The organism is Pseudomonas granadensis (assembly GCF_900105485.1).
In the GTDB taxonomy this organism is placed as follows: domain Bacteria; phylum Pseudomonadota; class Gammaproteobacteria; order Pseudomonadales; family Pseudomonadaceae; genus Aquipseudomonas; species Aquipseudomonas granadensis.
In genome coordinates this window covers 3,745,045-3,757,051 of sequence record NZ_LT629778.1, presented here as the reverse complement: position 1 = coordinate 3,757,051, position 12,007 = coordinate 3,745,045, and the positions used below count along the sequence as shown (strand labels likewise).

At 60.9% G+C, this 12,007-nt stretch carries 11 protein-coding genes; 6 read left to right on the top strand and 5 right to left on the bottom strand.

Features of this window, described 5'->3' with window-relative positions; all coding sequences use genetic code 11:
• Positions 1-82: 82 nt before the first annotated feature.
• Positions 83-838, top strand: coding sequence for a spermidine synthase (locus BLU52_RS16535; protein WP_090284944.1), 756 nt, complete (start codon positions 83-85; stop codon positions 836-838).
• A gap of 116 nt (positions 839-954) precedes the next feature.
• Here BLU52_RS16535 and BLU52_RS16530 read toward each other — a convergent pair whose 3' ends face one another.
• Positions 955-1,746: a crotonase/enoyl-CoA hydratase family protein gene (locus BLU52_RS16530; RefSeq protein WP_090284942.1), complete on the bottom strand. Its 792-nt coding sequence runs from the start codon at positions 1,744-1,746 to the stop codon at positions 955-957.
• Positions 1,747-2,166: 420 nt separating this feature from the next.
• Here BLU52_RS16530 and BLU52_RS16525 point away from each other — a divergent pair, with 420 nt between their 5' ends.
• Positions 2,167-3,840 (top strand): DEAD/DEAH box helicase, encoded by a 1,674-nt coding sequence (locus BLU52_RS16525; protein WP_090284939.1) that lies wholly within the window; start codon positions 2,167-2,169, stop codon positions 3,838-3,840.
• A 117-nt stretch (positions 3,841-3,957) separates the two neighbouring features.
• On the opposite strand, the gene BLU52_RS16520 is transcribed toward BLU52_RS16525, so the two are convergent.
• Positions 3,958-4,725, bottom strand: a complete 768-nt coding sequence (locus BLU52_RS16520; protein WP_090284937.1) for a DODA-type extradiol aromatic ring-opening family dioxygenase — start codon at positions 4,723-4,725, stop codon at positions 3,958-3,960.
• A 102-nt stretch (positions 4,726-4,827) separates the two neighbouring features.
• On the opposite strand from BLU52_RS16520, the gene BLU52_RS16515 reads away from it, so the two are divergent.
• Positions 4,828-5,484: a thiopurine S-methyltransferase gene (locus BLU52_RS16515; protein ID WP_090284935.1), complete on the top strand. Its 657-nt coding sequence runs from the start codon at positions 4,828-4,830 to the stop codon at positions 5,482-5,484.
• A gap of 118 nt (positions 5,485-5,602) precedes the next feature.
• Here BLU52_RS16515 and htpX read toward each other — a convergent pair whose 3' ends face one another.
• Both htpX and BLU52_RS16505 read right to left on the bottom strand, forming a co-directional pair.
• Positions 5,603-6,490 carry a protease HtpX gene (gene htpX / locus BLU52_RS16510; protein WP_090284933.1) on the bottom strand — a complete coding sequence of 296 codons (888 nt, stop codon included), beginning with the start codon at positions 6,488-6,490 and terminating at the stop codon, positions 5,603-5,605.
• Between the two features lie 303 nt (positions 6,491-6,793).
• The gene (locus BLU52_RS16505; RefSeq protein WP_090284931.1) at positions 6,794-8,005 is read right to left on the bottom strand and encodes a pyridoxal phosphate-dependent aminotransferase; all 1,212 of its coding nucleotides are present in this window, start codon (positions 8,003-8,005) and stop codon (positions 6,794-6,796) included.
• Positions 8,006-8,229: 224 nt separating this feature from the next.
• Here BLU52_RS16505 and msrB point away from each other — a divergent pair, with 224 nt between their 5' ends.
• The 3 genes from msrB (at position 8,230) to BLU52_RS16490 (ending at position 9,678) form a co-directional block, all read left to right on the top strand.
• The gene (gene msrB, locus BLU52_RS16500) at positions 8,230-8,625 is read left to right on the top strand and encodes a peptide-methionine (R)-S-oxide reductase MsrB (protein ID WP_090284928.1); all 396 of its coding nucleotides are present in this window, start codon (positions 8,230-8,232) and stop codon (positions 8,623-8,625) included.
• A gap of 109 nt (positions 8,626-8,734) precedes the next feature.
• A complete protein-coding gene (locus BLU52_RS16495) occupies positions 8,735-9,220 on the top strand; it encodes a glutathione peroxidase (protein ID WP_090284926.1) in 486 nt (161 codons plus the stop codon).
• Entirely contained in the window at positions 9,217-9,678 is a 462-nt protein-coding gene (locus tag BLU52_RS16490; RefSeq protein WP_090284924.1) for a MarR family winged helix-turn-helix transcriptional regulator, read from the top strand. Before BLU52_RS16495 ends, BLU52_RS16490 begins: the two co-directional genes overlap by 4 nt.
• Here the strand turns inward: BLU52_RS16490 and BLU52_RS16485 are convergent.
• Entirely contained in the window at positions 9,662-11,983 is a 2,322-nt protein-coding gene (locus tag BLU52_RS16485; RefSeq protein ID WP_090284922.1) for a hybrid sensor histidine kinase/response regulator, read from the bottom strand. The genes BLU52_RS16490 and BLU52_RS16485 overlap by 17 nt on opposite strands.
• Positions 11,984-12,007 lie beyond the last annotated feature (24 nt).

The following is a 12,007-nucleotide window of genomic DNA, read 5'->3' as shown; positions in this document are numbered from 1 at the left end:
CCATCACCGACAATTGCCGCTTTGCCACGGCACCACAGCGGTGCCATCGCGTCACCGCGCCCGGTGACCATCAGGAGACGAAATGACTGAGGAGCGCGTCGAGCATCTGCTCGCCGAAGTACAGGATGAGTTCGGCGTGATTCGCGTGCTGGAAGTGGCCGATTACCGCTTTCTCGAATTCGGCGATGCCATCGAGCAGAGCTGCGTCTTCACCGCCGATCCAAGCTGGCTCGAATATGACTACACCCGCGCCATGCTGATTGGCGCGCTATGTCATGAACACCCGGAAAGCGCGCTGTTTCTCGGCCTCGGCGCCGGCACGCTGACCCAGGCCTGCCTTAAATTCCTGCCGCTGGAAGACGTCGAAGCCATCGAACTGCGCCCGGACGTGCCGCGCCTGGCGATTGAATACCTGGGGCTGGATGACGATCCGCGTTTGTACATTCGGGTCGGCGATGCCCTCGAATTGCTGCCGAGCGCCGAACCGGCGGATCTGATTTTCGTCGACCTGTACACCGATGTCGGGCCGGGCGTCGGGCATCTGGCCTGGAGCTTTCTCGGTGACTGCCAGAAACGCCTGAACCCCGGCGGCTGGCTGGTGATCAATCAATGGGCGACGGATGACGGCAAACCGCTGGGCGCGGCGTTGCTGCGCGGACTCTATCATCGGCATTACTGGGAGCTGCCGGTGAAGGAGGGCAATGTGATACTGATTGTCCCGGCGGACCTTGATCAGGTGCTCGACGTGCAGGCGCTGACGGCAAGGTCTGAAGCGCTGGCGCCGCGGTTGGGGTATTCGTTGCAATCGTTGATCAACAGTATTCGACCGGCCACCTGATTTGTCAGTGCCGGCCTCATCGCCAGCAGGCTGGCTCCCACAGGGGTTCTTCGTCGTACACAAAACCCCTGTGGGAGCTAGCCTGCTAGCGATGGCGGCCTGTGAACAACCCATATTCAGGCCCCTTTGAACACCCCAGGCCGCCGCTCCACCAGCGACCTCACCCCCTCCCTGGCATCTTCAGTGGCCAGCAATTTCTTCACCAATGCAGGCAATCCCTGCGCCGCCGCCGTCTCGCCCTCATATCGCGCCTGCCGCGCCGACATCAATGTTGCCTGCACCCCCAACGGCGCCTGGCGGGCAATCCGTTCTGCCAGCTCGATCGCGCGCGGCATCAGGTCTTCGCTGGCCATCACTTCCTGCACCAGGCCCAGATGCAACGCGTCATGCGCATCGAATTCATCCCCGGTCAGCAGCCAGCGCATCGCATTGCCCCAACCGGCGATCTGCTGAAAGCGTAAAGTCGCGCCACCAAAAGGAAAGATCCCACGCTGAACCTCCATTTGCGCGAAGCGGGTATTGCTCGCGCAAAGGTTGATGTCGGCGGCCAGCATCAGCTCGATACCGATGGTCAGGCAGTAACCCTGGGCGGCGACGATCACCGGTTTGCTCACCCGCGGCCCGACGAACACGCCCCACGGATCGCAACCACCGGCTGGAACCCGCCAGCCCTCGGCGAGGGTTGCGCTGGCATTGAGCAGATCCAGACCGGCGGTAAAATGCTCGCCATGGCCGAACACCACCGCCACGCGCGCGTCGCCGTCGGCTTCGAACTCGCCGTAGGCCAGGCTTAGATCGTTGAGCAGGTCGATGTCGAAGGCGTTGCGCTTGGCGGCCCGGTCAAGTCCGATCAAGTGGACATGACCGCGACGTTCGCGGCTGACGCGGCCGGGGCAGGGCTGGTTCATGGCTGAATCCTCGGGCGGCAAGAGCAGCGCCGCGACGGTATGTCGCAGCTCGGTGAATCGTTTAAGCGCCATCGCACGCCAGGGCGGGCCTTTGCAAAATAGACCCTGGCGCGATTATCTGCAAAACCCTATTACACAGCGCTGACACAGCGATCTGGCCGATAAAAAAAGCTCCCTTTTCGGGCAAAATCCGGTATAGTGCGCGCCGGCCTTTAACCGGGCCGCGTTTAGGTAGCGCAATTCCCCGAAGTCAGCTTCGGCTGCACGTCCGCACTGCGGGCTCTTCCTTGACGACTCATCTTCATTCATTCGTTTTCGCAAATCCCCGCCGACAAAGCTGCCAGGGCGACTCTTGAGTCTCAACACGGCATGCGCAGCTTTGGAGCATGGGTCTTTGCGGATGCACTTAGAGGCAGACCCATGACCCAGGAAACCGGCGGATTCGCCGCTTTTAATCTCAACCCGAATATTCTTGCAGCCGTCGCAGCGACTGGCTACGAAGAGCCTTCGGCGATTCAGCAGCAATCGATCCCGATCATCATGGCCGGCCAGGACATGATTGGCCAGGCGCAAACCGGTACCGGTAAAACCGCCGCGTTCGCACTGCCTATTCTGCACCGCATCGATCCTGCCAAGCGCGAACCGCAAGCCCTGATCCTGGCGCCGACCCGAGAGTTGGCGCTGCAAGTAGCAACCGCTTTTGAAACCTACGCCAAGCAAATGCCAGGCGTCACTGTCGTGGCCGTTTACGGCGGCGCGCCGATGGGCCCGCAACTCAAGGCTATCCGTAATGGCGCACAGATCGTTGTCGCTACCCCGGGTCGTCTGTGTGACCACCTGCGTCGCGACGAGAAAGTCCTGTCGACCGTGAACCATCTGGTTCTCGACGAAGCTGACGAAATGCTGAAGCTGGGCTTCATGGATGACCTGGAAGTCATCTTCAAGGCTCTGCCAGCGACCCGTCAGACCGTTCTGTTCTCGGCGACCCTGCCGCAGTCGATCCGCGCCATTGCCGAACGCCACCTGCGCGATCCGCAACACGTCAAGATCCAGACCAAGACCCAGACCGTTACCGCGATCGAACAGGCTCACCTGTTGGTTCACGCTGACCAGAAGACCTCGGCCGTGCTCAGCCTGCTGGAAGTCGAAGACTTCGACGCACTGATCATGTTCGTGCGCACCAAGCAAGCGACCCTGGATCTGGCCAGCGCCCTCGACGCCAAAGGCTACAAAGCCGCGGCGCTGAACGGTGACATCGCCCAGAACCAGCGTGAGCGCGTCATCGACTCGCTCAAGGATGGCCGTCTGGACATCGTTGTCGCCACCGACGTTGCTGCCCGTGGTCTGGACGTTCCGCGCATCACTCACGTATTCAACGTTGACATGCCGTACGATCCGGAATCCTACGTGCACCGTATCGGCCGTACCGGCCGTGCCGGTCGCGAAGGTCGTGCGCTGCTGCTGGTGACTCCGCGTGAGCGCCGCATGCTGCAAGTGATCGAGCGCGTCACCGGTCAGAAGGTTGCTGAAGTCCGCCTGCCGGACGCTCAGGCCGTTCTCGATGCACGCATCAAGAAACTGACCAACAGCCTGTCGCCGCTGGTTGGCGATGCCGAGTCGACTCACGGTGATCTGCTCGATCGCCTGACCGCCGACATCGGTTGCACTCCACGTGCACTGGCAGCAGCGCTGCTGCGCAAAGCCACCAACGGTCAAGCGCTGAACCTGGCGGCGATCGAGAAGGAGCGTCCACTGGTGCCGAACAACGCACCGCGTGGCGACCGTCCTGAGCGTTCCGGTGATCGTCCTGATCGTGGTGACCGCGAGCGTCGCGCGCCAATGCCTCTGGGCGAAGGCCGTGCTCGTTGCCGTACCGCGCTGGGCGCGCGTGACGGTATCGCAGCGAAAAACCTGCTGGGCGCGATCCTCAACGAAGGTGGCCTGGCCCGCGAAGCGATCGGTCGCATCCAGGTGCGTGACAGCTTCAGCCTCGTCGAGCTGCCGGAAGATGGTCTGGACAAACTCCTGACCAAACTGAAGGACACTCGCGTTGCTGGCAAGCAGCTCAAGCTGCGTCGCTACCGCGAAGATTGATCCGCTCTCGGGCTGATTGATCGCACATAAAAAATCCCCGACTGGTTCGGGGATTTTTTTTGCCTGTCTTTCGGGTTCACACAAAACCCTGTGGGAGCCAGCCTGCTGGCGATGGCGTCAGCCAAAACGATAGATATCCATTCCCAACGCCCCCATCGTGAACCCCTTGTGCGCCACGCTGAACTCACCGCCGGCACCCCGCGCAAAATACAACGGCAGCAAATGCTCATCACTCGGATGACTGCGCACTGCATGCGGCGCCTGCTGGCGGTAATCATGCAGCGCTGCCTCATCATCGGCTGTCAGCCTGTCGATTATCCAATCACGGAACTCCCGTGCCCACGGCTCGACGCTTTCCGGGCCGGCATGCCAGTCGAGTTCGCGCAGGTTGTGGGTGATGCTGCCGGAGCCGATCAACAGAATGCCCTGATCGCGCAGGCTCGCCAGGGCTCGGCCAACCCGCGTTTGCAGCGCCGGTCCCGCGTGGCTCGGCAAAGACACCTGTACCACCGGAATGTCCGCTTGCGGATACATCAGCGACAGCGGCACCCAGACGCCATGATCGAACGGGCGTTGCGAGTCGAGGCGCGCCGGCAGGTGGTTGGCAGTCAACAGGGCGGCGACCTCAGCGGCCAGTTGCGGATTGCCTGGTGCCGGGTATTGCACCTCGAACAATGCGCGGGGAAAACCGCCGAAGTCGTGCCAGGTTTCCGGTTGCGGATGACTGCTGACCAACAATTCCTGGCTTTCCCAGTGCGCGGAAACCATGACGATGGCTTTGGGCTTAGGCAGTTCGGCCGCCAGTCGCGCCAATGCAGGGCCGCTGGCGCCGGGTTCCAGGGCCAGCATCGGGGAGCCATGGGAAATGAACAGGCTGGGCAACATGGTTGATTCCTGAGGGTTAAGATGGCTCATCTTCGGTCAGTTGACCGATTTGAATCTAATATAAGTTTTCGCGGTTTTTCATCGATTTTTCGGGAGTGATGCATGCAGCCTGAGTTTTGGTACAAGAAATGGGATTCGAACCAGATCGGCTTTCATCAGCCCGAGGCCAATCCGTATTTGCGACGCTATTGGCCCGACCTGTCGATTGAGCCCTCGGCGCGCGTGCTGGTGCCGCTGTGCGGAAAAAGCCTGGATTTGCTATGGCTTGCCGAGCGCGGTCATCAAGTGCTCGGAGTTGAATTGTCGGAAAAAGCGATCGAGGATTTTTTCAGCGAGCATCAGGTTGAACCGCAGATCAGCCAAGAGGGCGCTTTCAAGGTTTACCGCAGTGATGCCATCGAGTTGTGGTGCGGGGACTTCTTTGCGCTGACGGCGCAGGACGTTGCCGGTTGCACGGCGTTGTACGACCGCGCCGCGCTGATCGCCTTGCCGGCGCCGATGCGTGAACGTTATGCGGCGCATCTCCAGCAAATCCTTGCGCCCGGTGTGCAGGGGTTGTTGATCACCCTCGATTACCCTCAGGCGCAAATGCCCGGGCCACCGTTTGCGGTGGATAATCAAGAGGTGCATCGGTTGTTCAGTCAAGGCTGGCAGGTGCAGAGGCTTGAAGAGCAGGATGTGTTGGCCGAGAGTCCGAGGTTTTCCGATGCGGGGGTGAAGTCGTTGGTGGAGCGGGTATATCGGGTTTACAGCCGTTAGTTATATGCATGCAGTTCCGGCCTCATCGCGATGAGGCCATATCAGGCGCCGAAAAACATTCAGGAAAACGCAAAAAGGCCCGCATCACTGCGGGCCTTGTCTTTTACAACCGGTTAAATCAACCGCGACGACGCAGGGCGTCGATTCGCTCTTCCAGCGGCGGGTGGCTCATGAACATGCGGGCGAAGCCCTGTTTGATGCCACCGTTGATGCCGAACGCGTTCAGGGTGTCCGGCATGTGCACCGGCAGGCCCTGTTCGGCGCGCAGGCGTTGCAGAGCGCCGATCATCGCGTTGGTGCCAGCCAGACGGGCGCCGGCTTCATCGGCACGGAATTCGCGCTTGCGCGAGAACCACATGACAATCGCGCTGGCGAGAATGCCCAGTACCAGTTCGGCGACGATGGTCGCTACGTAGTAGGCGATGCCCTGGCCTTCTTCGTTCTTGAAGATCACCTTGTCGACGAAGTTGCCGATGATCCGTGCGAAGAACATCACGAAGGTGTTCACCACGCCCTGGATCAACGCCAGCGTGACCATGTCGCCGTTGGCGACGTGGCCGATTTCGTGGGCCAGCACGGCTTTGACTTCATCGGGCGAAAACCGCTCGAGCAGGCCCTGGCTGACCGCGACCAGCGCGTCGTTCTTGTTCCAGCCAGTGGCGAAGGCGTTCGCTTCGTAGGCCGGGAAAATACCCACTTCGGGCATCTTGATCCCGGCTTCGCGGGACAGTTGCTCGACGGTTTGCAGCAGCCATTGCTCATGCCGGGTGCGCGGCTGGCTGATGATCTGGGTGCCCGTGCTCATCTTCGCCATCCACTTGGAGATGAACAGCGAGAACAGCGAGCCGGCGAAACCAAAGACGGCACAGAAAACCAGCAGCTGACTGAGGTCGAGGTCGACCCCGTTGGCCGCCATGAACCCGTTGAAGCCGAACAGGCTCAGGGTGATGCTGGCTATCAGCACGACCGCCAGGTTAGTGGCCAAAAACAGCAGGATGCGCATCATGGTTGTAGAAATCTCCTCAAGCTAAAGATGTAGCGTACTGCGGGGTATATAAGGTGCTGCACCGGGCGATTCAACTGAGTGACTATTTCAAACTGTGTCCTACAGCGTATTCTTCAGCACCCGGCACATTTCCCACGTCAGATCAGGACAAGGATGAGGGGCAGCCGCGACCCGTCGCCACTACCCCGGACGCTGTCAGCGGGCACGAAACGCAAGTGTAGAAGGCCTGTGCGCAGGCGGAACGCAGAAGTGTTGCTGAATCAGACAGTGCGCAACATTGGGCCGTTGCGCACTGCTGGCCAGTTACTGGCGGTAGGACTTGAGAAAGTTGCCGATGCGGCCGATGGCCATTTCCAGATCGTCGACGCGGGGCAGGGTGACCACACGGAAGTGGTCGGGCCATGGCCAGTTGAACGCCGTGCCTTGCACGACCAGCAACTTTTCCGAAAGCAGCAGGTCGAGGACGAATTTCTCGTCGTTGTGGATCGGGCAGACTTTCGGGTCGATTTTCGGGAACGCATACAGCGCGCCCATCGGCTTGACGCAACTCACGCCAGGAATGTCGTTGAGCAGTTCCCAGGTGCGATTGCGCTGTTCCAGCAGGCGTCCCTGCGGCAGCACCAGATCATTGATGCTCTGATAGCCGCCCAGTGCGGTCTGGATTGCATGCTGGCTCGGCACGTTGGCGCACAGGCGCATGTTGGCCAGCATGTCGATGCCTTCGATGTAGCTCTGCGCGTTGTGCTTCGGCCCGGAAATGGCAATCCAGCCCGAGCGGAAACCGGCCACGCGGTAGGACTTCGACAGGCCGTTGAAGGTCAGGCACAGCAGGTCCGGCGCCAGTGACGCGGTGCAGACATGCACGGCATCGTCGTAGAGGATCTTGTCGTAGATCTCGTCGGAGAACACCACCAGATTGTGCGCCCGGGCAATTTCCAGCATGCCCAGCAGCACTTCCTTCGAATACACCGCTCCGGTCGGGTTGTTCGGGTTGATGATCACCATCGCTTTGGTGTTTGGGGTGATCTTCGCCTTGATATCCGCCAGATCCGGGAACCAGCCGGCGCCCTCGTCACACAGGTAATGCACGGCGTTACCGCCCGCGAGGCTGACGGCAGCGGTCCACAGCGGGTAGTCCGGGGCCGGCACCAGCACTTCGTCGCCGTTGTTGAGCAGCGCCTGCAGCGACATCACGATCAGCTCGGACACGCCGTTACCCAGGTAGATGTCTTCGATGCCGACGCCTTCGACATTCTTCTGCTGGTAATACTGCATCACGGCCTTGCGCGCACTGAACAGGCCTTTGGAGTCGCTGTAGCCTTGCGCGGTCGGCAGGTTGCGGATCACATCCTGAAGAATTTCATCCGGCGCTTCGAAACCGAACGGTGCCGGGTTGCCGATGTTCAGCTTGAGGATGCGCTGGCCTTCCTCTTCCAGACGTTTGGCGTGCTTGAGCACCGGGCCGCGAATGTCGTAGCAGACGTTGGCGAGCTTGTTCGATTTGCTGAACTGCATGGCGATGTGATCCTGAAAATGAACGATCCAGGCGGCGAATGGACAACCGTACTGGGAATCCTGCGTCCTCACACAGGCGGACCGCTCGAGCCATGGCTCGGAGAATCCGTTTGAATGCGCCCGGTCTGGCTGCCAGACTGGTGCGTGACGAGGCGCAATCATACGTGCCGCCCGATCCGTGGAAAAGGTACAGATCGGGCTTTTTCAGCCGCTGAGGTGTGATGATGGAAAAGTTGCAGAAAACCCTGGAAGAATGGAAAGCCATGCTCGATCCAGAGCAGTACAACGTGTGTCGCCTCAGTGCCACCGAGCGCCCGTTCTCCGGCAAATACAACGACACCAAAACCGACGGTGTCTATCACTGTGTTTGCTGCAATGAGCCACTGTTCGATTCCACGACCAAGTTCGACTCCGGCTGCGGCTGGCCAAGTTTTTATGAGCCGATCGGCGCAAGTGCGATGACCGAGATCCGTGACACCAGCCACGGCATGATCCGCACCGAAGTGAAGTGCGCGCGTTGCGATGCGCATCTGGGCCACGTGTTCCCGGACGGCCCGCCACCGACCGGCCTGCGCTACTGCATCAATTCGGTGTGCCTGAATCTCGAACCACGCCAGTAAGCACCAACAGGGCGACCGCCGGGTCGCCTTTTTATCGAGTAATTAGATTGCGTACAATTGAATTGCTCGCTATGTTTGGCTTTTGCCGACCCTTCGTGGAGCCCGACTCATGAGCGACAACCTGCTGAACATTCCGTGCACCACCATCAAGGGTGAGCAAAAGACCCTGGCCGATTTCGCTGGCAAAGCGGTGCTGGTGGTTAACACCGCGAGCAAATGCGGCTTCACTCCGCAATACAAAGGCCTCGAAGAGCTGTGGCAGACCTACAAGGATCAGGGTCTGGTGGTATTGGGCTTTCCCTGCAACCAGTTCGGCAAACAGGAGCCAGGCAACGAAGGCGCGATCAGCGAGTTCTGCGAGCTGAACTTTGGTGTCAGCTTTCCGCTGTTCAAGAAGGTCGAGGTCAACGGCGCCGGCGCTCACCCGTTGTTCGTGCAGTTGAAGAAACGCGCGCCCGGTGTGCTCGGCTCGCAAGGCATCAAGTGGAATTTCACCAAGTTTCTGATAGGAATGGACGGCCAGTTGGTCAAGCGCTTCGCCCCGGCAACCAAGCCGCAGGACCTGAGCCGCGAGATCGAAGCCCTGCTCAAATGAACAGTCTGCCGCTCGATTCGCTGAAGCTCGACAGCCAGTTGTGCTTCAAGTTGTACGCCGCTTCGCGAGGGGTGATTCGCGCCTACAAGCCGATGCTCGATCAGCTTGGCCTGACGTACCCGCAATACCTGGCGATGCTGGTGTTGTGGGAATGGCAGGACGCCGCGCCGCAGCAACCGACCGTCAAAGCCCTGGGCGAACGTCTGGCGCTGGATTCAGGCACGTTAACGCCGCTACTGAAACGTCTGGAGCAATTGCAACTGGTGCAGCGCCAACGTTCGGCCCGCGACGAACGTGAAGTGCACTTGAGCCTGACGCCTGGGGGGCAGGCGTTGCGTGAACAGGTCGGGCCGCTGAAGGCCCGCCTGTTATGCGACAGCGGCGTGGACCTGGACCGGCTCAACCAACTGCGCGACGGCCTCGACCACTTGTTGGGCCAGATCAAGTCGCTGGGGTAGGCGGCACCCACTGATCGAGCAGGGCCGCCAACTCCTCGCGGCGAAACGGCTTGGCCAGATAATCGCTCATGCCGGCCGCGCGGCAGCGTTCGCGCTCCTCGGACATGGCGTTGGCGGTCAGGGCGACAATCGGCAGCTGCGGCCAGCGTCCGCTCTGGCGGATCTGCCGGCTCGCTTCGTAACCGTCCATGACCGGCATGTTGCAATCCATCAGCACCAGATCGAAATCATTGAATTCAAGCTGATCCAGCGCTTCGGCACCGTGGGCGGCGACGACCACTTCGCAACCCAGCTTGCCGAGCATGCCCTTGGCCACCAGCTGGTTGACCGGGTTGTCCTCGACCAGCAACACCCGCCCGCGAGTGTTTGCGGTCGATGCGTCCTGCTGCGCATCGTTGATCGCGATCACTTCCGGCTGCAAAGTTCGCCGCAGGTTCTGGTACAGCGCGTTACGGGCCAACGGGCGTGCCTGTTGTTGCAGAGGGGCGAGGGCGGCGGCTTCTTCGCTCGGCAGGAAACTGCCGTAGGCCGTCACCAGCAGAATCGGTGCGGTGATGGTCGGTCGCAGCCCGAACAGGCACTCCGGGCAATCGGTAATCAACACGTCAGGTTTCAGGCCCAGCAGCGAATCATCGATGGTGCGCTGCGTGTACTCCAGGCCCCAGACCGGCAGCAGACTTTGCAGCAGTTCCGCCAGACCACTGCTGGCTGCGGTAATGGCCAGAATCTTCCCTTGCAGCGGCGCCGGCGCCAGGGCACGCGTGTGGCAGGGCAGGGGCAGCTCGGCGCAGAACTGACTGCCGAAACCGATCTCGGAACTGATCGTCAGGCGGCCCTGCATCGCTTCGCAAAGGTTGTAAGTCAACGCCAGCCCCAGCCCAGTGCCGCCGTATTGGCGGGTGATACCGGCGCCCGCCTGGGTGAATGGCTGGAAGATTTTCAACTGCGCTTCCTGAGCGATGCCGATGCCGGTGTCGCAGACTTCGATGCGCACGCCCTCCCTGTAAGTCGACAGGCGCACGTCGACGCGGCCGAAGCGGGTGAATTTCAGCGCGTTGGACAGCAGGTTGCTGACGATCTGCCGCACCCGGGTCGGGTCGCCGAGTACCAGCGCCGGAAAGTGCGGATCGATCAGGCAGGTCAGCTCGACGCTTGGCGCGGCGTTCTGCGACAGCAGGTTGGCGGTGTCTTCGATCAGCGAGCCGAGGTCGAACGGGATGTGTTCGAGCTCCAGTTGCCCGGCATCGAATTTCGACAGGTCGAGAATGTCGTTAAGCAGCTCGACCAGCACCTTGCCCGAGTCGTGGGCGATCGAGAGCTGTTGCTGCTGTTCGGCGTTCAGCGGGCCGTCGAGCGACAGCGCGATCATCCCCAGCAGGCCGTTGAGCGGTGTGCGGATTTCGTGGCTCATGTTGGCGAGAAACGCCGAGCGCGCTTCGGCCATGTCCAGCGCGGTGCTGCGCGCGACTTCCAGTTCCTGGTTGGACTGGCTGAGCCGCGCGTTGATGGCCTTGAGTTCGGCAGTGCGCGCCGAGACGATGCTTTCCAGTTGACCGAGATAGTCGGTCAGACGGTTTTCCGCATTGCGCCGCTGCTGGATCTCGGTGGCAATGTTCTCGAATTGCTGATTGGCGACTTTGACCAGCACGCCGATTTCATCGTTGGCATGGCCAGCGGGGCATTCCAGCGTGGTCGGCTCGGCGCTGCGCGGGTCGCGGCCGCTGAGTTCGCGGATGACCCGCACCAACGGCTTGGTCAGCATCACGTAGAACAGCGCAAGCAGAATGCCGGTGAGCAGCAGGCTGCGGGCGAAACCGTTGAGCAGGGTGATCTCGGCCCGGCGCAGGAACCGACTGCCGAAGGCGTAGGTGTCGACTTCCAGATTCAATACGCCAAGCGATTCGTTGGGCAGATGATCCAGATACAGGCGATCCTCGAACTGGCGCTTGGCGCCAAACAGAAAATCGCTGATCACCCGATAGCCGCTCTGCAGCTCCGGGCGCTTGACGTTGGCCAGTACCGTGCCGTTGTTGTCGGTGAGCGTCGCCGAGATGATCGCCGGCGAGCGCAACAGGCCCAGGGTCAGTTCCTGCGCCAGTTCGGCATCGATGTTGTAGGCGATGCGCGAGGCCGGATTGTGGCTGATTTCCAGCAGCGACAGGATTTCACGGTTGATGGAGGCGTCTTCGCTGGCATAATCGATGCCGATTTGCAGCAGGCTGAGCAGCGTGCCCAGAATGAACCCGACCAGCACGGTAAGCCTGGCTTGTTTGAACGACAGCCGGTGGGTGAATTTGATATCCATGGGGTGTTGAACCACTTCCGTTTC